The organism is Algoriphagus sp., from assembly GCF_046296635.1.
GTDB lineage: Bacteria > Bacteroidota > Bacteroidia > Cytophagales > Cyclobacteriaceae > Algoriphagus.
This window is the reverse complement of sequence record NZ_JBKBKZ010000001.1, coordinates 37,700-60,849: the sequence shown is the minus strand read 5'-3', so window position 1 is coordinate 60,849 and position 23,150 is coordinate 37,700. Positions and strand designations below refer to the sequence as shown.

22 protein-coding genes are annotated in these 23,150 nt (G+C 41.1%); 10 read left to right on the top strand and 12 right to left on the bottom strand.

Features of this window, described 5'->3' with window-relative positions; genetic code table 11:
- Positions 1-149 precede the first annotated feature (149 nt).
- The 5 genes from ACK4HU_RS00250 to ACK4HU_RS00230 all read left to right on the top strand — a co-directional run bounded on the left by ACK4HU_RS00250 (position 150) and on the right by ACK4HU_RS00230 (position 3,955).
- A complete protein-coding gene (locus ACK4HU_RS00250; protein ID WP_409802729.1) occupies positions 150-974 on the top strand; it encodes an SDR family NAD(P)-dependent oxidoreductase in 825 nt (274 codons plus the stop codon).
- A 73-nt stretch (positions 975-1,047) separates the two neighbouring features.
- Positions 1,048-1,944 carry a class I SAM-dependent methyltransferase gene (locus ACK4HU_RS00245; RefSeq protein ID WP_409802728.1) on the top strand — a complete coding sequence of 299 codons (897 nt, stop codon included), beginning with the start codon at positions 1,048-1,050 and terminating at the stop codon, positions 1,942-1,944.
- Positions 1,945-2,074: 130 nt separating this feature from the next.
- A complete protein-coding gene (locus ACK4HU_RS00240; RefSeq protein ID WP_409802726.1) occupies positions 2,075-3,256 on the top strand; it encodes an aspartate aminotransferase family protein in 1,182 nt (393 codons plus the stop codon).
- A gap of 38 nt (positions 3,257-3,294) precedes the next feature.
- Complete coding sequence (locus ACK4HU_RS00235; protein WP_409802725.1) at positions 3,295-3,579, top strand: hypothetical protein; 285 nt, start codon at positions 3,295-3,297, stop codon at positions 3,577-3,579.
- Between the two features lie 4 nt (positions 3,580-3,583).
- Positions 3,584-3,955 (top strand): magnesium citrate secondary transporter, encoded by a 372-nt coding sequence (locus ACK4HU_RS00230; RefSeq protein WP_409802724.1) that lies wholly within the window; start codon positions 3,584-3,586, stop codon positions 3,953-3,955.
- Positions 3,956-4,027: 72 nt separating this feature from the next.
- Here the strand turns inward: ACK4HU_RS00230 and ACK4HU_RS00225 are convergent, their stop codons facing one another.
- Positions 4,028-4,237 carry a type II toxin-antitoxin system HicB family antitoxin gene (locus tag ACK4HU_RS00225; RefSeq protein WP_409802722.1) on the bottom strand — a complete coding sequence of 70 codons (210 nt, stop codon included), beginning with the start codon at positions 4,235-4,237 and terminating at the stop codon, positions 4,028-4,030.
- 112 nt (positions 4,238-4,349) lie between these two features.
- Between ACK4HU_RS00225 and ACK4HU_RS00220 the strand changes: the two genes are divergently transcribed.
- The 3 genes from ACK4HU_RS00220 to ACK4HU_RS00210 all read left to right on the top strand — a co-directional run bounded on the left by ACK4HU_RS00220 (position 4,350) and on the right by ACK4HU_RS00210 (position 8,578).
- Positions 4,350-6,746, top strand: coding sequence for a penicillin acylase family protein (locus ACK4HU_RS00220; RefSeq protein WP_409802720.1), 2,397 nt, complete (start codon positions 4,350-4,352; stop codon positions 6,744-6,746).
- Positions 6,747-7,173: 427 nt separating this feature from the next.
- On the top strand, positions 7,174-7,647 hold the full coding sequence (gene rlmH, locus ACK4HU_RS00215; protein ID WP_409802719.1) for a 23S rRNA (pseudouridine(1915)-N(3))-methyltransferase RlmH: 474 nt from the start codon (positions 7,174-7,176) through the stop codon (positions 7,645-7,647).
- Between the two features lie 100 nt (positions 7,648-7,747).
- Positions 7,748-8,578 (top strand): hypothetical protein, encoded by an 831-nt coding sequence (locus ACK4HU_RS00210; protein ID WP_409802717.1) that lies wholly within the window; start codon positions 7,748-7,750, stop codon positions 8,576-8,578.
- A gap of 122 nt (positions 8,579-8,700) precedes the next feature.
- Here the strand turns inward: ACK4HU_RS00210 and ACK4HU_RS00205 are convergent, their stop codons facing one another.
- The 4 genes from ACK4HU_RS00205 to ACK4HU_RS00190 form a co-directional block, all read right to left on the bottom strand.
- Positions 8,701-9,207 carry a DUF6252 family protein gene (locus ACK4HU_RS00205; protein ID WP_409802716.1) on the bottom strand — a complete coding sequence of 169 codons (507 nt, stop codon included), beginning with the start codon at positions 9,205-9,207 and terminating at the stop codon, positions 8,701-8,703.
- Positions 9,208-9,333: 126 nt separating this feature from the next.
- Complete coding sequence (locus ACK4HU_RS00200) at positions 9,334-9,849, bottom strand: peptidylprolyl isomerase (RefSeq protein WP_409802715.1); 516 nt, start codon at positions 9,847-9,849, stop codon at positions 9,334-9,336.
- A gap of 21 nt (positions 9,850-9,870) precedes the next feature.
- Positions 9,871-11,574, bottom strand: a complete 1,704-nt coding sequence (locus tag ACK4HU_RS00195) for a capsule assembly Wzi family protein (protein ID WP_409802713.1) — start codon at positions 11,572-11,574, stop codon at positions 9,871-9,873.
- Between the two features lie 3 nt (positions 11,575-11,577).
- The gene (locus ACK4HU_RS00190; protein ID WP_409802712.1) at positions 11,578-12,189 is read right to left on the bottom strand and encodes a hypothetical protein; all 612 of its coding nucleotides are present in this window, start codon (positions 12,187-12,189) and stop codon (positions 11,578-11,580) included.
- Between the two features lie 183 nt (positions 12,190-12,372).
- Between ACK4HU_RS00190 and wecB the strand changes: the two genes are divergently transcribed.
- Together wecB and ACK4HU_RS00180 are read left to right on the top strand one after the other, a co-directional pair.
- Positions 12,373-13,467: a non-hydrolyzing UDP-N-acetylglucosamine 2-epimerase gene (gene wecB, locus ACK4HU_RS00185; RefSeq protein ID WP_409802710.1), complete on the top strand. Its 1,095-nt coding sequence runs from the start codon at positions 12,373-12,375 to the stop codon at positions 13,465-13,467.
- Complete coding sequence (locus ACK4HU_RS00180) at positions 13,464-13,952, top strand: cupin domain-containing protein (RefSeq protein WP_409802709.1); 489 nt, start codon at positions 13,464-13,466, stop codon at positions 13,950-13,952. The genes wecB and ACK4HU_RS00180 overlap by 4 nt, the downstream gene beginning before the upstream one ends.
- A gap of 39 nt (positions 13,953-13,991) precedes the next feature.
- Here ACK4HU_RS00180 and ACK4HU_RS00175 read toward each other — a convergent pair whose 3' ends face one another.
- From ACK4HU_RS00175 to ACK4HU_RS00145, 7 genes are all read right to left on the bottom strand, one after another.
- Positions 13,992-14,429 (bottom strand): DinB family protein, encoded by a 438-nt coding sequence (locus ACK4HU_RS00175; protein ID WP_409802708.1) that lies wholly within the window; start codon positions 14,427-14,429, stop codon positions 13,992-13,994.
- Positions 14,430-14,747: 318 nt separating this feature from the next.
- Positions 14,748-15,644, bottom strand: coding sequence for a cation diffusion facilitator family transporter (locus ACK4HU_RS00170; protein WP_409802706.1), 897 nt, complete (start codon positions 15,642-15,644; stop codon positions 14,748-14,750).
- A gap of 33 nt (positions 15,645-15,677) precedes the next feature.
- Positions 15,678-16,244 (bottom strand): hypothetical protein, encoded by a 567-nt coding sequence (locus ACK4HU_RS00165; RefSeq protein WP_409802705.1) that lies wholly within the window; start codon positions 16,242-16,244, stop codon positions 15,678-15,680.
- A 44-nt stretch (positions 16,245-16,288) separates the two neighbouring features.
- On the bottom strand, positions 16,289-17,599 hold the full coding sequence (locus tag ACK4HU_RS00160; RefSeq protein WP_409802703.1) for an FmdE family protein: 1,311 nt from the start codon (positions 17,597-17,599) through the stop codon (positions 16,289-16,291).
- A gap of 131 nt (positions 17,600-17,730) precedes the next feature.
- Positions 17,731-18,297: a hypothetical protein gene (locus ACK4HU_RS00155; protein ID WP_409802702.1), complete on the bottom strand. Its 567-nt coding sequence runs from the start codon at positions 18,295-18,297 to the stop codon at positions 17,731-17,733.
- A gap of 84 nt (positions 18,298-18,381) precedes the next feature.
- Complete coding sequence (locus ACK4HU_RS00150) at positions 18,382-20,226, bottom strand: Ig-like domain repeat protein (RefSeq protein ID WP_409802700.1); 1,845 nt, start codon at positions 20,224-20,226, stop codon at positions 18,382-18,384.
- Positions 20,227-20,246: 20 nt separating this feature from the next.
- A complete protein-coding gene (locus ACK4HU_RS00145) occupies positions 20,247-23,078 on the bottom strand; it encodes a TonB-dependent receptor domain-containing protein (RefSeq protein WP_409802699.1) in 2,832 nt (943 codons plus the stop codon).
- Positions 23,079-23,150: the final 72 nt, after the last annotated feature.

Sequence of the window (23,150 nt, the reverse complement as noted above, 5' to 3'; positions counted from 1 at the left end):
ATATGGTATGAAAATTGAAATTTTCACAACGCATTCGTTCAAAAGTACAAAAATAAAACCTTCCCTTCCCTTTCAAAAAAGAGACTAAAACTAGATTCCTGAAAACCAAGTGCCTAAGTTTAGAGTAATCATGTCAAATAACACACATCATGAATTTAGTATTAACAGGAAGTACCTCAGGGATCGGTTGGGAAACTCTGAAGGAATTGCTGCCTCAATTCGAACTGGTCATCTTGCCGGTCAGAAATACGGAGAAAGCTCAAAAAATGATAGCTGAATTACCCGGAAAGGATAAAATCCGAATTGTCTCTGTGGATCTGGGTGAAATGAAATCGGTCAAGACTGGTGCGAGCGAAATCCTCAAACTGACTGACAAAATTGATGTCTTGATCAATAACGCCGGCGGAATGTTTCCAGCAAAAAAACTCACTTCGGAAGGTCTTGATATGACTTTTGCAACCAATCATCTGGGACACTTTTTACTGACACAGGAACTCCTTCCAGCTTTAAAAATGGGAAAGGCAAAAATCATCAATGTAAGCTCAGAAGCGCATCGGTTTGCTGGCAATCCCAGTGATGATTATAGCCTAAAAAAATCATCAAATACTGGCACTGCATATGCAAAAGTAAAGTTGTATAATATACTCTTTACCAATGAATTGAAAAATAGGTTTGAAAGTGATGGAATAAGTTCTTATTCGCTTCATCCCGGTGCAGTACGAACAGCATTTGGCTCGGAAACTTCCGGTATAGCAAAGGGGGTAATTCGGCTAACTCAGCTCTTTTTTATCAGTCCAAAAGCTGGTGCACAAACCACAATTTTCCTTGCTCAAACCCCAAAGGCAAATCTCAGAAACGGAAGTTACTACAACCGAAAAAAACCAAAATCCCCATCATCTTTTGGTCTAAGCAGGGACTTATCTGCCAAACTTTGGGAATACAGCGTGGAGGTTTTGAGAGAACTCAATTTCTAAATGTTTCCATGTTTCCAAAGAGGATTGGTCATCGACTTTTGTGGACTCTTCGCAAAAGACCTAAATTGCGCCAATGAACGAAACCATCCTCTCCCTTTGCCCTGGCCCCTGGTCAGATTATGAATTGATCGACACCGGAGGATTTGAAAAACTGGAGCGATTCGGAAAGTACATTTTGAGTCGACCTGAACCACAAGCCATTTGGGATAAAACTCTCCCTGAGACTGAATGGAGAAAGTTGGCTCACGCACACTTTGCAAAGGAAAAAAACAATCCTGAAAAAGGTCAATGGCAGCAAATCAAGCCCATGCCCCACAATTGGTCCATAGATTATGAAAATCAGGATGGGCTCAAACTGACCCTTAATCTTGCTCAGACTTCCTTTAAGCACATCGGCCTATTCCCCGAACAGGCAGTCAATTGGGATTATTTATATCAAAAAATAAAAGCATTCCCTGGCCAAAAACCGAAAGTATTGAATCTCTTCGCCTATACCGGAGCTGCGAGTGTAGCCTGTCGCGCAGCGGGAGCTGATGTGACACACCTTGATTCGGTCAAACAAGTCGTTACTTGGTCTAAACATAACATGGAATCCTCCGGGCTGGATGGCATTCGATGGATGGTGGACGACGCAATGAAATTCATCAAACGCGAAGCTCGACGGGGAAATATCTATCAAGGCATCATCCTGGATCCTCCTGCTTATGGCCGAGGACCTGAAGGTGAAAAATGGATTCTCGAAGAGCAAATCAATGAAATGCTGAAAACCTGCGCTGAGATTTTAGATCCAAAAGAACACTTCTTATTGCTCAATATGTATTCGTTAAGTTTCTCTTCTTTGATTGCTGCCAACCTGATCCATTCCAACTTCGGAGCTGTCAAAAATCCAGAGCAAGGTGAATTGTATTTGGAAGAAAAACAGGGCAAAAAGCTTCCTTTGGGTATTTTCTTCAGATTCTCAAGTTTTTGACCTGCGTTTAAAAAAATGAAATCGAGCGAGAGTAAAGCATCACAAATTGGCCTATTTACCAATCAAGCGAGATTCTCCCGAAGAAAAATCGGGACAGGCTATCTGACCTCTTTGGACAAAATTTAAACAGATGAATAACCGCCAACTTTTTCTTTCTCATTTGGCTCAGACCACTGATTTCCCTTTGATGATCGAGGTGGAGAAAGCTGAAGGAATTTACCTTTTTGGGCCAAATGGCGAGCAATACATCGACTTGATTTCTGGTATCGGAGTCAGCAATGTTGGTCATCGACATCCGAAAGTTATTGAGGCGATTCAGACCCAATTAGACAAATACCTGCATCTGATGGTCTACGGGGAATATGTGCAAACTCCTCAGACGCTTTTGGCTAAAGCCCTTTGTGACACCCTCCCCCCCCATTTGGATAATGTCTATCTAGTCAACAGCGGTTCGGAAGCGATCGAAGGCGCGCTGAAATTAGCAAAGCGATACACTAATCGAAGAGAACTGATTTCCTGTGTAGATGCCTATCATGGTTCAAGTCATGGTTCGCTCAGTGTGGGAGGAAATGAGGTTTTCAAACGCGCTTATCGCCCACTACTTCCAGGAATCAAGCATATTTTCTATGGAAGCTTCTCTGATTTGGAAAAAATCACCACCGAAACAGCGGCAGTCGTCATTGAAACCATTCAAGGTGAAGCAGGAATCAGAGTCGCATGTAGAGAGTATTTTCAAGCATTGAGAACCCGTTGTGATGAAACAAGCACACTTCTGATTTTGGATGAGATTCAGGCGGGATTCGGACGAACCGGGAAATTCTGGGCTTTTGAGCATTTTGAAATCGTCCCGGATATGGTTGTCTGTGCCAAAGGAATGGGAGGCGGGATGCCAATCGGGGCTTTCATCGCGAACAAGGAAGTGATGAGCGCATTCAAAAACAATCCGCTTTTGGGGCATATCACCACATTTGGAGGTCATCCGGTCAGTGCTGCTGCATCTTTGGCTACGATTCAAATTCTCCTGGAAGAAAAGCTGATCGAGCAGGTGGAAGCAAAAGCCAATCTATTCAAAAGCTTGCTTGTCCATCCAAAAATCAAAGGTTTTCGGAATAAAGGACTGATGATGGCAGTGGAATTTGAGTCATTCGAAGTCCTCAAACCTATCATTGATCGAGCAATTGAACTGGGCGTAATCACTGATTGGTTCTTATTTTGCGATGATTCCATGCGGATTGCACCACCTTTGATTATTTATGAACAACAAATCAAAGAAGCCTGCAAGATCATACTCAAGGCAATTGATGAAGTGTAATCCTTCAACTTTTCACTAAAACTAAAAACAGCTAAGCTATGGATCAGAAAAAATGCCCTCACTGTGGAAACTGGTCTTCATGGAACTTAAACCTAACTGATGTTTGTGAGCATTGCGGGAAAACACTCGGAGGCAGAGACTTGGAAAATCAGGAAAAGCTCCAAGCTGATAAAAAGACTAATGAAGATAACTGGATGTTTAATATCAAAGACTCCGATTCAGACTTCAAAAAAGGCCTGAAAAAAGTTGGAAATTTTTTCTACACCATCTTCATGGCCATTATCAGTTTTATTCTTTGGCTGATAGCAGCTTTGCCTGGATAATGCTATGACCGTTTTCAAAAATCCATTTTTTTACATTCCTGTTCTGATTTTTGTGGTCAACCAAGTTCTAGAGCGATATTTTAAACTCTTTATCCCTCTTGCCCACTCCTATTTAGATGATCTTTTGGCAATCCCAGTGATCCTTGGAATCACGCTTCAGATTTACAGGAAAATTCACCCAAAAAAGGACACTTTTTCATTCACCAAGATTCAAATCCTGGTTGCTATAATCTATGTTTCTGTGGTTTTTGAGTGGTTTTTACCAAGATTTTCTACGACTTACACCTCGGATATCCTTGATGTCATCTGCTATTTTGTGGGAGGGTTTTACTTTTACTTTTTGATAAATATTCCTTTAAAAACCGGAGCGAAATAAGAAAATATGATTGGCTCCTATCTCGCCTTTAAAGCACTTTTTTTCAACTTTCCATGACTCTGGCATTCTAGATCAACCAAGAATTAATTTCCCCTTTGCTTCGGGAATTTGGATCCCTTCTTTTTGTACAACCTCAATCCAAAGTGCTATGGCTTGTTGAGCATTTTCATGTGCCTCATTTTGGGTGTCTCCATGGGCTTTAAGCAAAAGAAGCTCAGGAACTTCAGCCACAAAACAATCATCTTCTATGCTCCAATAAATAACTATTTCATACTTATTCATCTGAATTCAATTTATGTATAAAAAGTGAAAAGTTGAACTCACTAAAACCTAATTGCCAAGTCCTATTTTAAACAAGTTACCTTTCTCTTATCTTTTCTTCAAATTTCACCCTATGAACAAGTTAACCGCCATTTTTGGCTCCTTGCTATTACTGCTTTTTCTCGGACTATTGATTTTTATCTTTTGGCAAAGTCCAAAATACGATGGAGAAGTGAAAATCTCCGGAATGAATGAAGAAGTCGAAGTGCACTTTGACAAGTTTGGAATCCCACATATCTATGCTCAAAATGAGGCCGATGCTTATCGGGCTTTGGGTTATGTCCATGCACAGGATCGGCTTTTCCAACTGGAAATGATGCGCCGAGTGGGTTCGGGCACACTCGCTGAGTTTTTGGGAAAAGACCTGCTGGAAGTTGATCAATTTTTCCATACGCTTGGCATTCCGAAGCATGCAAAAGAAAGTTCTGAAGCTTTCCTTGCTCAAGGAGAAACACAATGGAAAAAGGCCGCTGAAGCTTATATCGCAGGAGTCAATGAATTTATTGAAAACGGCACTCTCCCTGTCGAATACCTACTATTGGGCGAAAAGCCCAGGCCCTACACGGTTGAAGACATGCATTCCATCATTGGATACATGTCATTTACATTTGCCATGGGCTTGAAAACCGATCCTTTGATTACTAAAATAGCTCGTGAACTTGGGCCGGAGTATCTAAACTCACTTTCGGTTCAAACGCTACCAGAGCATCATGTCATTCCTGTGAATTATCCCGATTCACTAAAAAACAACTCCAACCCCACTAGCTCAACATTTTCTGCTTTGTTGGAAAAGCTGCCGGTACCCTTGTTGGAAGGAAGCAATGGATGGGTGATTTCTGGCAGTCGGACCAAATCGGGAAAAGTACTTTTCAACAATGACACGCACATTGGCTTCGCTTCCCCATCAGTTTGGTACGAGGCACACCTAGAATATCCTGGTTTTAGCTTTTATGGCAATCATTTAGCGGGTATCCCATTCGGTTTGGTTGGACATACTCGCCATCACAGTATTGGCTTGACGATGTTTGAAAATGACGATCATGACTTTTTCGAAGAAAAGCTAAATCCATCCAATTCAAATGAGATTTTGGTTGGTGATTCCGTTTTTCCCATCAGCTCAAGAAAAGAAATCATCAAGGTAAAAGGTCAAGAATCAGTAGAATTTGAAATTCGGGAAACCGTCCACGGGCCGATCATGAATTCCATGGTCAAAGAGATTTCAGACCTGACAACTAATCCCGTTTCTTCTTGGTGGGTTTATGTTTTGGAGCCAACGAGAGCCATAGAAGCCATTTTCAAATTAAACCATGCAGGATCGATTCAGGAAGTGGCTGACGGAGCGAGTTTAATCCATGCGCCGGGTCTTAACATCATGTATGGTGACAGTATGGGAAATATCGCTTGGTGGGCCGCTGCCAAACTTCCCATACGAAGTGAAGAAGTCCATTCCAAAATCTTTGCAGATGGATCAGATCCCGAATCCATGCCAACAGGATGGTATCCCTTCACAGACAATCCCCAAAGCATCAATCCTGAAAGTGGCTTTGTCGCAACTTCCAACAATCAACCGGACACACTAAGAAACGGAGTTTTCTTCCCTGGATATTACCTACCCGGTGATCGATGGAATCGAATCGCAAAAACTATTAGCTCAAGAAACGATTGGGATTTGGAATCCATTAAGGCACTTCAAAACGAAACGATCAATGAAAGCCATGCCGAAAATGCTCAATTCATACTTTCTCAGCTAAACCAGACTGATTTCACTGAGGATTCCAACCTTCTTGATGCCCTTCAAACTTGGGATGGTAATCATGATATTGAATCAGAAATCCCTACGGTTTACTACAAATGGCTTTACCATACCTTAAGGCTTGCAATGGCTGATGAGCTTGGCGAGGATGGATTCATTGCCTATTTGGAAACTTTTGTGATCATCCGAAGCACGAGACATTTCTTAACTCACAACGAAAATCGATGGTGGGACAATAAATCAACTGATGTAATTGAAACTCGGGAACAGATTATTAATGAAGCACTTAAGATCACTTTTGATGAGCTTTCGACACAGTTTGGAAAAGATTCTGAGGGTTGGAAATGGAAAAATGCGGTTATAGCCGAGCATCCGCATCCTCTTGGAGCTCAAAAACCCTTGGATAAAATCTTCAATGTCAGAACCGAACCAGTCCCGGCCAACGAGGAAGCGATTAACAAATTAGCCTTCAAATTGAATCGTGAAGGAATCTATCGTGTGACTTCAGGTCCGGCAATGCGGATTATTCTGGACTTTGAGAATGTCGAGAAGTCCGTTTCAGTCTTACCGACTAGCAACTCTGGTAATCGATTCAGCAAACACTATGCTGACCAAAAAGACCTCTATGCAAAAGGTAGATATCGACCACAGTTGATGAATGAGTCCGAAATAAAAGAAAAGGCCAAAGGAAAGCTTCTGTTAGTTCCTTCCAATTAAATATGATACTAAGGCAGGGCATAAATGATGCTCCACATTGGGTTTCTGATTATCCGCTTCTTTGCCAGTAGATCAAAATGGCCTCGACTTTGCTCGGCCACCGGATTTCGGTTTATTAAAGGGAGGGGAGGTATATGCGGCTGCGCCGCATATACCTCCCCTCCCTTAAAAGCAAAACTAACGGACACCGAGCGAAGTCGAGGTGAAACTTAATAAAATTCGGCTACTGGCAGAATTCCGTATATTCATAAAATAGAAAATTCTTCGAAACACTTGATTTTGGGCTTCATCGGACATCGGACACCCGACCTGCCTTTGCCTGAAGGCAGGCATCCAAGCCAAATGAGTTATTAAATTTGCTTGCTGGCAGAATTGCGTAAATTCATTAAACCCGGATTTTATCTCCCTTTTTTTAGATCTTTAACCTATGCAAATCAAACTGATCGCTATCGGAAAGACCGATCATCCGGCTATTCAAAAGCTGATTGAAGAATACGCTACCCGCTTGGGTTTTTATATCCGGTTTGAATTGGAAATCATTCCTGATCTAAAAAACACCAAATCTATCTCTGAATTAATACAAAAAGAAAAAGAAGGAGAGTTGATTTTAAAGAAAATTCAGACCTCAGATGAGCTCATTCTTTTGGATGAGCGGGGTAAAACTTTTTCATCTATCGAATTCTCTGAGTACTTGCAGAAAAAAATGAACTCTGGACTTAAACAGCTTGTCCTAGTAATTGGTGGGCCCTATGGATTTTCAGATGCGGTATATTCGAAAGCAAACGGTAAAATTTCTCTTTCCAAAATGACTTTTTCCCATCAAATGATCCGACCTTTTTTGGTAGAACAGCTATATAGAGCATTTACCATTCTTCGCAACGAACCTTACCACCACGAATGAGTACCTGAAGTACTCATTGTTAAGTTTTTAGCAAATTCCTTTTCTAATGTTATCAAATTGTTAACTTTAACGTTAATGATTAACATTAGCTTCATCTGGGATGAAAAAGGTATTTCTCACACTCGTAATTCTGATAGGACTGGTCCCGGTGACCTTGTCCCAAGAATTCCTTTCTACAAGTGAAACCCTCAAATTTCAATCGGAAACAGAGAAAACTTTTTGGCAATCGGGAGGTAATGATGCATTTTTTCTGTTCCGTGCTGTTCATGCAGAACAGACACAACCGGAGGAAGTTTGGATCAATTTACTAGAGGATTTGGATAACAAGGCATCCAAAAAAAAGAGTGATATACTTTTTTTGAGACAAATATTTGAAAGAACACACCATAAGCTGCTGAAAAAGTACGAAATCCACTCCTCCTTCAATAGTATGCTTACAGAAGGAAAGTTTGATTGTGTGAGTGGAACTGCGGCATTGGGCTTACTGCTCGAGCGCTATGGCTATGATTTTGAAATCATCGAAACCGATCATCATGTCTTTATATTAGTCAGTCTAGGTGATCAGAAAGTGATTTTGGAAAGTACTTTTCCAATTGGAGGAATGATTTTTTCTCCGGCTGAGGTAAGAAAATACCTCGATTCCTATAAACCTGCTGAATTTGCACAGCTCAAGTCCTATAATCAAAGCTTAGCTGGAACCGAAATCGAATTCAATGACAACTCTATTTTTAAAAAAGTAACGCTAAGACAATTAGCTGGATTGCAATATTACAATGACGCTATAGTTCATTTCAATTCAGCGAGTTTCATCGAGGCCGTCAATCAACTTTCCAAAGCGTATTTGCTTTATCCATCGGATCGGATTTTAGGATTACGGGAACTAAGCATTGATATGGCCTACAAAACTTACGGTTACGAATTGAAAAAGTAAAAAAGGCCAACCAGTAAACTGGGAGGCCATTTACAATTTCAGCTTAATCACCCTATTCAAGTGAAATTGCGCTTATAAAAAAGTTGACAAGTAAAGCAATACAAGTCTCCTCTGAAATTGAATTACTGTAAGTTAACCTTGAATTTACCGTTGGTTACAGTCATGGCTGCAGAAGTGTTGTTGACTTTACCAACAAACTCAAAAGTTCCCTCCATTCGCTTTCCATCATCTACTGTTACGACAATCTTACCGGAGGTCCCTTGATAGCCAGTTGAGAATTGCTGCCCCGCTGCAACTCCATTGATAAAAGTCGCCGAGTTTGCAATGTTTGTAAAGCCAAGATCATAGGTTCCCGGACCGTTGTAGGCAGTGAATCTGAGCATAAATCCCTTACCGGAATTATCTGTACCCTGAAGGGAAATCACCGTAATGGTGCCGGTAGAAATCTTAGTTCCTGAAATGGTGTCAAAATCTTTGGAAGCACTGATGCTTCCAACTCCTGCGACATCACCGGAAAATTCTTCAGCAGCTCCTTTGGGATCCTGTCCATCATCACTCGAACAGGAAATGAAGGCAATGAAAAAAAACAGCAAAAAGGCCGATCTCAAAATTTCTAATAGATTTTTCATAGTAACATTGGTTTGATTTTTTAGAACTGAACAAATCAAAATTACCAGACCAAATTCCAACCTACTATACGACAAACGCCCTATTCTTGGGGAATAGGGCGTTATAAAGTAAACTCACATTTACAATTAATGATGATGATGTCCATCCGGTCCATGCACATGACCATGTTCAATTTCCACTTGTTCGGCATCCCGAATGGAAACTATTTTCCCTTCAAAATATAAATCATAACCGGCTAAGGGAGGATTGAAATCCATGTGAACTCCGAGGTAATCTACCTTGGTGATTTCTCCACGCATCTGATTTCCTTTATCATCTTTCATCGGAATCACGCTCCCTATCCGAAGCAGATCTTTGTTTTTTTTGCCTTCCTCTTTAAAATTCGCTTTGGGAATAATCACTTTTTTGGAGTCGTCATAGTCACCGTAGCCATTTTCAAAATCGATGAAGACCGAAAACCTATCCCCAGCCTCTTTGCCTAATAAAGCCTCTTCGAGTTTTGGAAAAATATTGGAGTGACCAACCAAGAAGTAAAAAGGCTCAGCTTCTGTCACAGTTTCAAAAAGTTCCTGACCACTTTCTCCATCGTCAACCTTCAGGGTATAAGCTACTGCTACGACTTTATCTTTTTCTGCTTTCATGGTTCAAATTTAGAACTCGAATTATCTAAAAAAATACGCTAAGCCGATTTGGCCCACAAAATTCTTACGATCATATCCCGGTACGAAATACTGATCAGGTTGATTTTCGAGAAACCATTTGTAATTCAGGGTATTGACATGTTGGAATTTGCCAGAAAGTAAAAAATCTCCAACCTTCCACTCCGGAGCTAGGGTAAATACTAAATCCACGTATTTATTTCTCAAGTCCTTTGATGCTTCATATCGGTAATAATAAAAGTCATTATTGTACTCGATTCGCTCAAATTGCAGCCCTATTTTTTTCAAACCTTCCACCCAGGCAAAACCAACAAAAAGCTGATTGGAGGCGGGACCATTTCCAATCCCAAGCACTTGCCCTTGATGCGTGTATCCATGGCGTACATGGTCATGGATATACCATGTTCGCAACTGACGAATTTCCTCTCGGATCGTCTGACCTGATAGTGTCATTTCAGAACTGATTTCAAGGAACCTTCCTGGTTTTTTCAAATTCATCAAATGAGCAAATCCAAAGGTAAATGCCCTTCCCTGCTCAGGGGTAATGATAAATTCTTCAAGTTTTCGGCTATTTCCTCGAGTTCCAAACTCACCGTAAAACTCAAACCTTCCCTCGGGACTCAGCCATCTGAAGAATCCCGAGCTGAACTGCTGCCGCTTATCCCGAATCGGATCAAATGCATTTGCTGGGCCTTTTCTTCCATTGAAAACAGGGAGAATATCAGCCAGTCCAGATACGTCACTCCGATACAAGTGGTTTACCGAACCATAGCCTAAAAACAGACCGGGTACCCATTTTGGCTGATAGGTTAAGACCAAACCAGACATGTAGCGATTTCCATTTTCTCGCTTTGCAAAAAATACAGGATTTTCCTGTATCGAATAATCCGGCCAAGGAGGTAAATAGTCAGTTGACTTCAAAAATCCCGAAATGACTTGACTCTCAAAAGATCCGATTGGAGTTCTAACAGGCTTGCGTGTATTGAGCGTGAAATGCAAAAATCCCGGAGCATTATTGCCCAAAAGAAGTGAATTTCTTCGGCCTGGACCCCACCATAGATTTTCTGTGGAAATCCCCAAAGAATATTCTTTCAAGTTGAATCGTAAGCTGGATTGTCCACCATATACACGATTGAAAGCACCATCGCCAAAGCGCTCCGGCATATCGATGCGGTTCATATATTCATAATAGAACAAAATAGTCGCTTGATGCTCGATTGGGAAACCGAGGTAATCTTTGTTTTGAGCAAAGAGGATTTCCGGTTGAAGTTGTAGACTGAGTTTTCCATACTCAGCATAAACCCCCGGACTAAAAATCTGCTGAATTCCCCGATTTGGAATAAATGCCCCATCATTGACACCAAAAGCATAGGTGGAATTGTATTGAGTTTTATACACTCCCGGAAGGGTCAGAAATTTGCCTTTTCCCTCCCTGCCGAATTTTCGGTGGAAAAATGAATTGTCCAGATCGACTATAGAACTATCGAGATCAAAGCCGTTTTTAATACCGAAAGCTTCAGTAGGAAAAAGCGGCCGGATCATCCATGAAGAGGCAGAATCCAACTCTCCCAGTAGCTGTAATCTTCTTAGATAATCATCCAAGGCAGGAGTTCCCACAGGGATAGTTTGAGAAAAACCAGTACTGCTTAATCCCAATAAAATGAGACAAAAAATTGAAAACCTCAGAAGTAATAAATGCTGTCTCATTTCTTAATTGGTCTGAATGGCTACTATTTCAATATTGGCAATTGACCAAGACTCATCGCATATAGGTATCGGAGCATTGACTGCAAGCAATTCAGCACCCATATAAATTCTCACGGTTGAGTTGGAATGCGGAATAAGTTTCGACACCCTGTATCGAGTCGTGTAATTTTCAAATGCACCAAAAAGGCATAGCCCGGGCAAGTTGGTTTGTATCGCACCTGATTTTGGAACATTATTCCTGAAGTAATCATTGGGGTAAGACTGATAGAGACAATATGTGGGTGCACAGGGTGAATTGGAAAAGGTAGTTCGGATGACTTCTTTATTATCATATCCCATGTACCAAAAATCCGGACCGGCAATGCTGTCATTAGGATTGCCATCCCAACTGTCATGAATGAGCACATCCACCGTCACCTTCAGGTAATTATGTGCAGGCAAATTCGGGACAGAAACAGCCACCTCTTCATTGTGGTAAAAACCTGCCACGGTATCATTTTGAAAAACAAAAAGTCTCCCATTTTCAAAACCAGCGAGATTCAAATCCGAAAAATCATTAGAATATACCACCTGTTCCATTTCTACGGTGGGAAGACAAGCAAATGAGGAAATCATCAATCCAAAAAATAACCAGCCCCTCAGATTTATCAGCCTATTAATTCGTATCATTTATCCTGTCAAATAAAAAAACATTTTAACAAAGAAACAAAAAACCTGACAAAAGCAGGAAGGAATCCCATTAAAGAGGCAACTCCTAAGAAATGATTATTTATTTTTGACCAATCATTGAATATAGATATGTCCATTTTTACGATAGTAGCCGGAGCGAGACCAAATTTTATGAAAATTGCTCCAATCATTCACGCTTTTCAAAAAGCCCAAAACTCTGGAGTCGATCTTAGCTTTAGACTGGTTCATACCGGACAGCACTATGACAGAAAAATGTCGGGAGACTTTTTTGAGCAATTAAACATTCCCGAGCCCAATGCCAATCTCGGAGGAGGAGGAGGCACACAGGCTGAGCAAACCGCTGCTATTATGGTGGCTTTTGAAAAGGAGTTGATGGATAACCGCCCGGATCTTGTCATTGTAGTAGGGGATGTAACGAGCACACTAGCTTGCTCAATAGCTGCCAAAAAACTTCAAATCGATGTGGCACACGTTGAAGGGGGAATTCGCTCGGGCGATCTATCCATGCCTGAGGAAATTAACCGGATGGTCACAGACTCTATTACCGATCAGTTCTTTACCACATCAGAAATCGCCAATTCCAACTTGAGAAAAGCAGGAGTGCCTGAAGAAAAAATCCATTTCGTGGGCAACACGATGATCGATACACTTAAGGCTCAGATGCCAAACTTCAAAAAGCCTCAAGGAGAAATTTTTGAGAATTTAATACCCGGCAATTACTTCGTGATGACCATGCATCGACCTGCCAATGTTGATCAGGAGCATTCACTCAAAGCCATGATCGATGCGATTCTGGAAGGAACGGCCGGTTTACCGATTATTTTCCCAGTCCATCCACGCACTGCAAAAAACCTGCAAGCCATCGGTATATCAGCACCAAACCTCCACATGTGTGAACCATTGGGATATTTGGAGTTCAACTTTTTGGTGAAAAATGCAAAAGGAGTCATCACTGATTCTGGCGGAATCACCGAAGAGACTTCCGTGATGAATGTGCCCTGCGTGACTCTTCGAGATAATACAGAGCGAGCAGAAACTATTCACATGGGCACCAATGAATTGGTAGGTACGGATCCACAAAAACTAAAACCCTATCTGGATAAAATCATAAAGGGCGAATGGAAGCAATACCAAGGCATACCGCTTTGGGACGGGAAAACAGCAGAGCGAATTGTGGACATTTTAATTCAAGCGTATTCATGAATTTGACTGAAGGACGAGTGGCGGAATTAGTCCGAATTTTGGATATGAAAGCCCATCCTGAGGGAGGATTTTATTCGGAAACCTATCGTGCTGAACCAGAAATCGAAACCGAAAACGGAAATAGGCAGCTCATGACTTCCATTTATTTTCTTCTCAGATCACAGGACGTATCTCATTTCCACCGTATCAAAAGCGATGAACTTTGGTTTTGGCACGAAGGAAGCCCACTTTCAGTTCACCTTTTGGGAGATAATGGTCATGAAATATTAAAGTTGGGACCTGTCAGTGAATCAGAAACTTTCCCTCAACACCTGGTCCGTGCCAATACAATTTTTGGTAGTTCTGTAGATCAACCCGATTCCTATTCGCTTGTTTCCTGCGTGGTAGGGCCGGGTTTTGATTTTAGGGATTTTGAGCTTTTCCAAGCCAAAGACTTGCTCCCTCTATTTCCGAAGGCAAAAGAAATCATCCGAAAACTTACCTAGCATTCATCCCTCTGTTTGACGTACTCGTCATGCTCGATTTCAACTCCCGTATTTAAGAATCAAGGCAAGCTGACCGGCATGGTAAGCGGTGTGAGTGGTGATCCTTCCAAAAGCTTCCGCTTTGGTCTTCCTCCCAAACTCCTTGGTTTCGATTTCTTCATTCCAGTTTTCTTTCCCTAAAATCGCCTTTTCGAGCATATCGGCAGCATAATTAGCTATTTCTTTCAGTTCCGCCAAATTAGTCCACTCTCCGGTATCTGTTCCTGCGATAAGGGTTTTTGCGACGATTTTTACCTCTGCCAAACCAAAGACATTTTTAGCAAAGAGTAACTCGACCTCTGAAATATGACGAATCATAAATCCGGCAGAATTGGGGCTTCCACCATTTTTTTTTGGTAAATCGGCTTCTTGGGCCACGTCCAACAGCTTAGTAAAACGAGTCCTGCCTTCTCTCCATAAATCAATAAATTCCTGCATATTCTTTTTATTTTAGCTACTTATTTGATTAAATGATTCTTTACCCAATATAAAAACGACTAAAAATAAAAAAACCAAAATCTAATTTCAGGCCCTCTTCGCCTGCGCGCCGTGGCGTGGTCTCCTGTCTTCGGTCACTCGTGCTGAGTCTGAATAATCTTAGATTAACAAAATGGAGATGACATATCGAATGATTATTTGGTTTTTGAACAATTTACCAAATAATACATACCCTGTCATTGGTAGCGAAGTCGAAGCATCCATCCGATATTAAAAGATTATTCATTAAGTGGCAGAAACCTTTTATCCCGCTAAAGACTAATGGTGCTCCCCACTATCCTCCTCAAGCCCACATCTCTCCGCGTCAATCTCAGTCTCAATGGTGTAATGCTCAAAAGGATATTTTTTCATTATTCCCTTCACCTGATTCTTGATCGATAGCATTTCATTCAAGTCCTGAATTGGTCCAAGTTTTAGGTGCGTAGTGAACACATGATGTTCCCCGTCAAGCGACCAAATATGGGTATGATGGATAGATTCGACATTTTTTATTTTCAATAACTCACCTTCTATGACCGCCCTATCCACATCCGTCGGCTCTCCTTGCAGAAAAATGACCAGTGTTTCTTTCAGTCGCGATACTACATTCCAAAGAATATAGACCGTAATCAATAGTGATAAGGCCGGATCCAAATACTGGATATCCTTGAAATGGAGAACGATGGAGACGATCAAAATGGCAACCCAACCCAGGACATCTTCCAAAAGGTGCCAAGAAATTACGCGCTCATTCAGGGTCTTGCCCTTGCTCAGTTTCCATGCTGCATATCCGTTGACTACCACTCCAATGATTGCAAAAATCAGCATTCCCGTCGCATCGGATGATTCAGGATTAAGAATTCTGCCTATGGCTTCTTTTATAACATAGATAGATCCCGCAATCAAGACGATGCTATTAATCAGAGCTCCCAAGAGGGAAAATCTCCGATAGCCGAAGGAAAAAACTTTGGTCGGAGATTGCTTGGATTTTACATCCAAATACCAAGAAGTACCCAATGATAGGCTGTCTCCAAGGTCATGAATCGCATCCGAGATGATTGCCACACTATTTACATAATAGCCACCGATCAGCTCAAAAATGGTAAACCCAAGATTCAGAAAGAATGCCGTTTTTAGGTTTTTGCTGGAATGATCATGACTATGATTATGTGCCATATCAGCTAGATTAAGCGATTCTTAAAATCAAAATCAATCCTTCCAACCCCAAGGTGCGGCAGGAACTTCAATCGGCTGTGTCAGATCAAATTTCACCGTGAACAAGGTAGGAGAACCTAATCTTCTTAGATTATAAGTAAAGGATGTGTCATCCACAGTAATCCACCAAACGTTCCCTACAGCAGCAGGAAGCAAGCTCGCTGTAAACTGATCCGCTGGGAAAAACTGTGTTGTCGTTGAACCTGTATTGCTTGCTCTTCCTCCGTATTGAGTCACTTGATCTTCCGAACCATCATCGTGTCTGTGATCGTGCTTGAGTTGGATCAAGTCATTTTCGTCCATTGTTAGGACCCAGGTTCTGGATCGGTCGTCTCCAACAAAAAAAGGAACTCTCAGTCTACCGTCTTCACAACTTCTGACATGCATTACAAGCTTTCCGGCAAACCTAGGATCAGATTCTGGTGAAACCAATTTGCCTTCATAAGCTTTGCCGCAATGCGCGCTTAAATTATCCCAGAACTTTTGAGAAGGACTTGATTCTTGAGCAAATACAGAAGAAAAAAGACTGAAGAATAGAATTGTAAGAAAAGGGTTTTTCATTATTTAAGTTTTTCTCAAGTTAGAGCTTTATCAATAGAAGTTATTTATTGTCCCCCATCTGGAAGGCATGGCGCTAGATTTTTGTTCAGAATATCTGTCTTCTTGAAAGTTTGAAAAGGTTCCTGAACCCACTCAAATTGGTTTAAAGCATGTAGAGTGTATAATTCGACAGGTGATGAAGCCAATACCTCGATGGAAAATTGGTCTTCTAATTTCTTAAGGTGATCCATTTCACAGGGAGAAAGGGCTCCTTGCTCGGCCAAAGCTGTAAGAAAAATTATTTCCTGAGGTTTTACTTCGGGTTTGAGATTGACTTGAACTGCTTTTCCATCCGAAATTCGCTCAATTAAAAATAGGCCGGAGGGCTTTGGACTTACTAGCTGCGTGCCAAACTGAAGCCTTGCCCCGGTCAGATAGCTCGCTGCATCTGCCAGGCAGGGAGAGGCTCCGGAAATAATGCGATAATCTGTTCGGTCAATTTTTTCCACACTAAAAAACTCTGCAAAAGCATAATTCAATGCCTTGGTTCCCACGACCAACCCATCACATAGGTGTCCGTGAAATTTGACCAAATCATTCAACTCAATTTCTTGCTGGAATCCTAGTCTTCCTTTACTGAAATCGGTGTCGATAACTCGAAAACTCAGCTTAGGATGAGCTTTGGGTACCCAAATTTTAAATCCTTCTAAGCTGGACTCAAACTTATCCAAATGTCCCGCAAATGATTTGGCTTCATTAAGAAAGTGAATGTGGAAATAGCTGTTTTGATGGGTGTAGATCCCTTTTCCCTCTCGGGAATAAAACCCGATCAATTCGCCTTCCTCTCCCAAATGAGTGTAATTGACTTGATTTCTACCATCCTTATAGCCAGCAATCTCAGGAGATCTTGGTGTGACGATATGTGTGATCATCTGATCAAATATCCCAATAACACGGAAAGGAAAAGGTTTGGATAAATCCATACCAGCAGATACAAAAGCAGCTTCAAGGCTTGCTTCGAGCTCCTGTTGGGAATTTGCTTTTCCACTGAATTTAAATTCTTGCCACTCTTTCACATCGGCATAAACCAGAAACGGAGCTTCCATTTTCCAGTTTTTCTGTACTACGCTTGACGCGTCGGGATTAGCTATACCAGCATATGGAATTCCATCCACGACGGTGATCTCTCCTTCCATTTTTCCAAGAGGACCAAGAGCTACTAAGCCTTTGTAAGGTTTAAGTGTATCCAGTGCAATGGCAGAGGCAAAGCCAGTTTTTCCCATTTCGCTCATTGATCCGGCATGTTTTACCTGAGCTTGGGCAAAAGAAAGGGAAAGAAGGAATAGGCTTGTATTTAGAAATTTGATAATTTTCATTTTGCCAATCTTTTTAAAATTATTCTGTCTCTGTAAAGTAATGATTAAACAAAAAAACAAAGAGTGACAAGAATCACTTTAGGGAAATAAAAAAGCCATCTCGTTTTTTATGAGATGGCTTCTTAAAGAAATCAATTCAAAGAATCGGGTTCATTATACCTCCATTCTTTTTTCTCAAAGTCATAGATAGACATTAGTCCAGGAAACTCGATAAAGTCTTTCCGCAAGGGATTCATTTCGATTTTACCTTTTCCACCAATAAAATCATCGAACACCACATTCCCAAAATTGATGACATCTTCTTCAGGAATCATTTTAGTCACGAATGTTTCCTCAAAATAATCAATTTCTCCAGCCTCATCTAGGGTAAAAACCCCGGCTACTCCTCTTTTGTAGTTATTGACATTTCTAGCCGGACGAACCATGTAGAAATAGAATCTATTATTGGAATCCTTAAAAAATCGAACCATTTGAAAATTTGGGACTTCTTTAAGGTAGAAAGGTCTGTTTTCCGGCAAAAATCGATCAGCCTTGTTAACGCCCTTAGGAGTAACATAAACATAGGATATAATTTTTGCCATTAATTCTTCCTGATCTTTTTCTTGGAAGTAATACCCAAAATCCATTGGAGTTTTTTTGGGTCCACAACCCGTGAATAAAATCACAAACAAAACTAGACTAAGCAAACTGAAACGCATCTTAAATTGATTTTGGTACGAAGTAAAAAAGATAGAGGGATGATTGCTCATCCCTCTATCAAAAAAACAAATTATTAGGCTTTATTAAAGACCTTTTGAATAGTTTTTCAATTCAGGAACCCACTCAACCCAACCAGCAGTCCAGTCAGTAGTACCGAAAGCACCACGGAAGGTAACAGTTGTAAAGAAGGAAGGTAATCCTGTAAAGTTAGCACCTGCCAACAACATTGAACCTGCATTTGGAGTCACCTTTGGAGAGGCAGTAGCAAATAATGTAGGATCAATACCAGCATCTTGCCACTTATCTAGGATCTGATTGTTTTCCAAGAACCATGCTTCAGCTGTCTTATCCGCAATTGGAAGTTGAGTCAAAGTAAAGACACCGTTCGAGAATGACGCAGTACCTGCACCAACTCTGAAGCCACGTGGAGCGTTAGGGTGGTTGGCACCGTTAGCTGGAGCACCTGTGAAAACTGTACCAGCTGATCCAAATCCATTTCCTCCCCAGTTTTCTACACCGGCTAGGACGTTGTTTCTAAGAACCAATTCACCGGAAGTTGCATGATTAACAGTATTTGTTCCATCAATGAAGATCCCGTTTGGATAGCCTGTGAAGAATGAATTGTGAATTTTCAATCTGTTAGATCTTCTCAAGTGAGCAGCAGATTGGAACTGAAGCGATACCGGAGTTTCTCTTGTAGCTTTTGGACCAATGATCGTGATATTGGAGAATGTGGCGGAAGTAAACGGAGTGGCCAAAGAACCTTGACCGTCGTTATCTACTTCGAAACCATTTGATCCAGACTGATCTGCTAGTGTAGCTCCTCTTACACCAAGACCATATTGTACAAATCCAGAGTATCCAAAATCAACATCGAAATCATCATCCAATCCTTTGAAAGCGATTAAGTATTTAGCGTTTACTGTTCCACCAAACCATTCGAATGCATCATCCAAACCATAAGTAGCCTGTACATATTCAATGGTAGTTCCTCTACCAACAGCTCCCATGGTCAAGGTATTTACTTCTTGGTTCGGATTGATTGGAACTCCAGCGTACTCTATTCTCACGTATTTCAATGAACCTGAATTATCATCGTCATCAGGTGCAGACCCACCACCAGACCATGCAGAATATCCTCCTTCAAGTTCAAAGTAACCGTTTGCTTGGTTGTTGGATGCTCTTCCGCACATTACCAAACCTCCCCAGTCGCCAGGCTCTTTTGAGCCAACAGGAGCCTCGGAAGTAAACACGATAGGCAAAGCTGCCGTGCCATTTGCAATAATTTTCGCACCTCTTTGAATGATCAAAGTACCTTTTGTTTCTTTGTCTCCGTAGATTATAGTACCAGGCTCAATAGTCAACGTTGGCCCTGAATTCTTAGCTGGAATTACACTGATAGTGGGGTCATTTCCTACTCTTACAAATCCATTAAGACGGTAAATATTACCGGAAGTCCAAGTAGTGTTGGCTGTTATAATACCTGTTACTTCAACAATCGGCTTGTTTGGAATAGCGTTAGCTGTCACAGTGATAACAGCATCTGTCGATGTTAAGCCTCCTTTATCTACCGAATTAAATAAGAATACGACTTGATCACCTTCGGTGAAACTTGCCGGTATTGTATATTTAAAATCATAGCTTCCAGTGGTAACTGTTCCATTAAAAGTAGCATCCGGAAAAGCAGCATCAGGAACTCCGTTTCTTCTGATTTTAATAGCCGATAATCCACCTTTAGCTTCCGCATTAATAGTGGCAGTAACCTCAGAACCGGGGATTCCGGATAGCGCATTCGTAGAAGCCGAAACTACAGGTGGAACTGCTGGTACCGGATCATCTTGACAAGAGACGATTGCAGTGGAAATCAGCAACGCTGCTACCAAATTAACCCATCTGGATTTAGAGAAAAACTGAATTGGTTTGTTCATAATTAATTAATTAACTGGTTTTATTTTTTATACAAATCGTAAGAGAAACCTAAACTGAAGACTGAACCTGGAGAGAAACCCTGAATAATGTTGTCGAATTTGGGATCAAAAATCCCATCATCATTTGCATCTTGAAGCAAAAGATTTCTCTCATTTAGGATATCAGAAATTCCTACTTTGATTTTAAATTTGTCCGAAACACGCTTTACAATAGTGACATCAAGCACATTTCTTGGCATAAGGTAGATATCAGGGTAGGAATCGAATCCTACAAAAATGATATTTCGACCTACTACATTGTAGAGCGTGTTGACTTGCCAGCCTCTCAGCTCATCGGTGTAAGAAAGTGTGGCGTTTACAATATAGGGTGCTTGACCTTGAAGCGGACGATTAGAAGATTGACCCACAGCCAATGCTCCCAAATCAACTTCTGACTTGATCAAAGCTGCATTGAACACGAGATTAAGTCTGTCAACAAAACTCGACTGAGTCATTCCGGAGAAGGACTTTTTCATCTCTAGTTCTATTCCATAACTCACTGCCGATTCAGCATTCCCGAAGGTGAATGCTTTTGCACCTTGAGAACCCGCACCAGGAATAAATACAGTCTCGATAGGGCGATCAAAATATTTGTAGAAAAACGCTACACTGATAGTTTCGAATGCACTTGGATAAGACTCAAATCTAAAATCCATGTTATGGATCCTTGGAGTCTGCAAATCAGGATTTCCCCGATTAGTGAAGTTGGTGTTGAAGTCATAGAAACCGAAAGGTGCCAATTCTCTGAACTCAGGTCTGTTCAAGGTCTCCCCGTAGGCTAGTCTGAATAAAGACTTACTGGTGATATTATAGCTAAGATTTGCCGAAGGAAGGAGTCTGTTAATTGGATAATTAACGTTTATAGGCTGATTAGTAAAAGTAGCCGAGTTCAAAATTTGGGTGTTTCCCTCGTATCGTGCACCAACCAATGCATTTAGTTTTGCTGTTATTGGAAGGTTAACCATTCCGTAAAACGCCATCAACTCATTGCTCGCAGTATAGCTATCAGAAGGGTTGGATTGCTCATCAATTCTCACTCCACCTTGGTAGTTAATATTTTGTGCCTCGAGTAATTGCCAAACTTCCAAAAATGCCAGATCCTGATTAAAACCGATTACTGGCCTTACGTAGCCAATGTTTCTGGCATTAAATGTTCGCTCCTTTTTTTCGTAGAAAACACCACCTTTAACTTCAGGAGCAAAATCTTTCAGGCCTCTGATTTTCAATATCTTGGATAAGCCAAAAGATCCAGTTACAGCATTCTCATTCATTTCTGAATAAAATCGTCCTAAAAAGTCAGATACTGCTTGTCCTGGTGGAATATATAATTGACCAACTCCCGTATCTATGTCAATATCCTTTCTGTATCGCTTATAATCAGGCTGATCTCGGTTGGATGAACTGTATCCTACCATCCAATCTAATTTCAAAGTCTCATTCATGAACTTGTGATTCCCTAATAATTGACCGGAATAAATTCCTCTATAAACTTGGTCATAGGAACCAAAAGCCAAATCTGCAAATTGCTGAGCTTCCAAGTTGTTACCATATCTGTCAACATATTGAGAAACCGAATTTTGATTGTAAAGATTTTTGAATTCGATCAAACTTTTCTCTCCAATTCGAAATGCCCAATTGTGGATCAGGCCTGATCTGATTGACTGGGTATATTGTTGATCCAGATAAGAAAAAATAATAGATCGGTTGCCACTTTCTTGATCAAATTGGTTGTAATCACCTCTTTCAATTCCAAAATTTGAATAGGAATTACTGTAATTGAGGGAAGTAATGTTTCCTGCTTTGATCCGCTTTCCAATATTAAATTTGAAAGCTCCCGTAAGACTTATTCGCTGATCCAAACCCGCAGTTCTTGTCTCCGGTTCCCATACGTTTGGAAGCGATCTGCCGGCAGCAACCAGTTCATCTCTTGTCAAGCGGCTGTCTCTTAGACTTGAAGGAAAATTATCCGGAAGGTCGAGGTAACCATTATTGAATCCTGTCCAGTGGATATCAGATCGCTGTTGGTTTCTGAATGTATCAAATGTAGTTCCAGATCTAAACTGCGTAGAGTAATCCAGCGTAACGAGATTTTCCTCGGGAATACTTTTAGTAAAGATTTTTACCAAACCACCAGAAAAATCACCTGATATGTCAGGAGATGGTGATTTGTAAACCAACATTCTGTCCAATTGAGAGCTAGGGAGAATATTGAAATTAAAAGACTTGATATCAGCCTCCACTGAGGGTGCAAAGGCATTATGAAGCTGAACAGGGTTATACCTTGCTCCTAATCCTCTGATCTGAACAAAATTGTTTTCTGTAATAGTGATTCCCGGCACTCTTCGAATTACTTGTGCTGCGTCTCTGTCCAAAGACAAAGAAATCTGTTCTGCAGACATCCCACTCACTACTTGAAAAGATTTTCTGATTTCAGAAATAATCGCAATGTCGGTATTGGTTTCTCTCGCAGCCATTACGACTACTTCTCCCAATTCTCCGAGATCCTCCTCCAGATCAAGGTTTGCTACAGTAACCTTGTCCGCCAGCACTTCAATTCCAGTGATTTGAAGTGTTTTGTAGGATACATAACTGATCGTGAGATCATAAATCCCTGGACTAACTCCTGAAATTTCGAACTGACCATTGATGTCGGTGATAGCACCGATGGTGCTTCCCTCGATTCTTAAGTTTGCGCCGATGATGGTCTCCTTGGTACCTTTATCGGAAATTGTCCCTTTTATCGACCCCGTTTGAGCCAGCAGTCCGCTAACCATCAGGCACATAAAAAGGACAAGAGTAAAGATTTTTTTCATAAAACGATTAAACATGTGTACAAGCGCCACAAAGGTGCGTTGCCAATGTTAATTGAGTGGGTACGAAAGATT

Bases quoted from the DNA above. Each gene is read 5' to 3' on its own strand.
- ACK4HU_RS00175 (WP_409802708.1), bottom strand. From the start codon at position 14,429: ATGCAGGAATTTATTGATTTATGGAGAGAAGGCAGGACTCGTTTTACT.
- ACK4HU_RS00165 (WP_409802705.1), bottom strand. From the start codon at position 16,244: ATGAAAAACCCTTTTCTTACAATTCTATTCTTCAGTCTTTTTTCTTCT.
- ACK4HU_RS00200 (WP_409802715.1), bottom strand. From the start codon at position 9,849: ATGAAAGCAGAAAAAGATAAAGTCGTAGCAGTAGCTTATACCCTGAAG.
- ACK4HU_RS00250 (WP_409802729.1), top strand. From the start codon at position 150: ATGAATTTAGTATTAACAGGAAGTACCTCAGGGATCGGTTGGGAAACT.
- ACK4HU_RS00245 (WP_409802728.1), top strand. From the start codon at position 1,048: ATGAACGAAACCATCCTCTCCCTTTGCCCTGGCCCCTGGTCAGATTAT.
- ACK4HU_RS00195 (WP_409802713.1), bottom strand. From the start codon at position 11,574: ATGAGACAGCATTTATTACTTCTGAGGTTTTCAATTTTTTGTCTCATT.
- ACK4HU_RS00205 (WP_409802716.1), bottom strand. From the start codon at position 9,207: ATGAAAAATCTATTAGAAATTTTGAGATCGGCCTTTTTGCTGTTTTTT.
- ACK4HU_RS00150 (WP_409802700.1), bottom strand. From the start codon at position 20,226: ATGAACAAACCAATTCAGTTTTTCTCTAAATCCAGATGGGTTAATTTG.
- ACK4HU_RS00210 (WP_409802717.1), top strand. From the start codon at position 7,748: ATGAAAAAGGTATTTCTCACACTCGTAATTCTGATAGGACTGGTCCCG.
- ACK4HU_RS00170 (WP_409802706.1), bottom strand. From the start codon at position 15,644: ATGGCACATAATCATAGTCATGATCATTCCAGCAAAAACCTAAAAACG.
- ACK4HU_RS00235 (WP_409802725.1), top strand. From the start codon at position 3,295: ATGGATCAGAAAAAATGCCCTCACTGTGGAAACTGGTCTTCATGGAAC.
- ACK4HU_RS00230 (WP_409802724.1), top strand. From the start codon at position 3,584: ATGACCGTTTTCAAAAATCCATTTTTTTACATTCCTGTTCTGATTTTT.
- ACK4HU_RS00220 (WP_409802720.1), top strand. From the start codon at position 4,350: ATGAACAAGTTAACCGCCATTTTTGGCTCCTTGCTATTACTGCTTTTT.
- ACK4HU_RS00145 (WP_409802699.1), bottom strand. From the start codon at position 23,078: ATGAAAAAAATCTTTACTCTTGTCCTTTTTATGTGCCTGATGGTTAGC.
- ACK4HU_RS00160 (WP_409802703.1), bottom strand. From the start codon at position 17,599: ATGAAAATTATCAAATTTCTAAATACAAGCCTATTCCTTCTTTCCCTT.
- ACK4HU_RS00155 (WP_409802702.1), bottom strand. From the start codon at position 18,297: ATGCGTTTCAGTTTGCTTAGTCTAGTTTTGTTTGTGATTTTATTCACG.
- rlmH (WP_409802719.1), top strand. From the start codon at position 7,174: ATGCAAATCAAACTGATCGCTATCGGAAAGACCGATCATCCGGCTATT.
- ACK4HU_RS00180 (WP_409802709.1), top strand. From the start codon at position 13,464: ATGAATTTGACTGAAGGACGAGTGGCGGAATTAGTCCGAATTTTGGAT.
- wecB (WP_409802710.1), top strand. From the start codon at position 12,373: ATGTCCATTTTTACGATAGTAGCCGGAGCGAGACCAAATTTTATGAAA.
- ACK4HU_RS00225 (WP_409802722.1), bottom strand. From the start codon at position 4,237: ATGAATAAGTATGAAATAGTTATTTATTGGAGCATAGAAGATGATTGT.
- ACK4HU_RS00190 (WP_409802712.1), bottom strand. From the start codon at position 12,189: ATGATTTCCTCATTTGCTTGTCTTCCCACCGTAGAAATGGAACAGGTG.
- ACK4HU_RS00240 (WP_409802726.1), top strand. From the start codon at position 2,075: ATGAATAACCGCCAACTTTTTCTTTCTCATTTGGCTCAGACCACTGAT.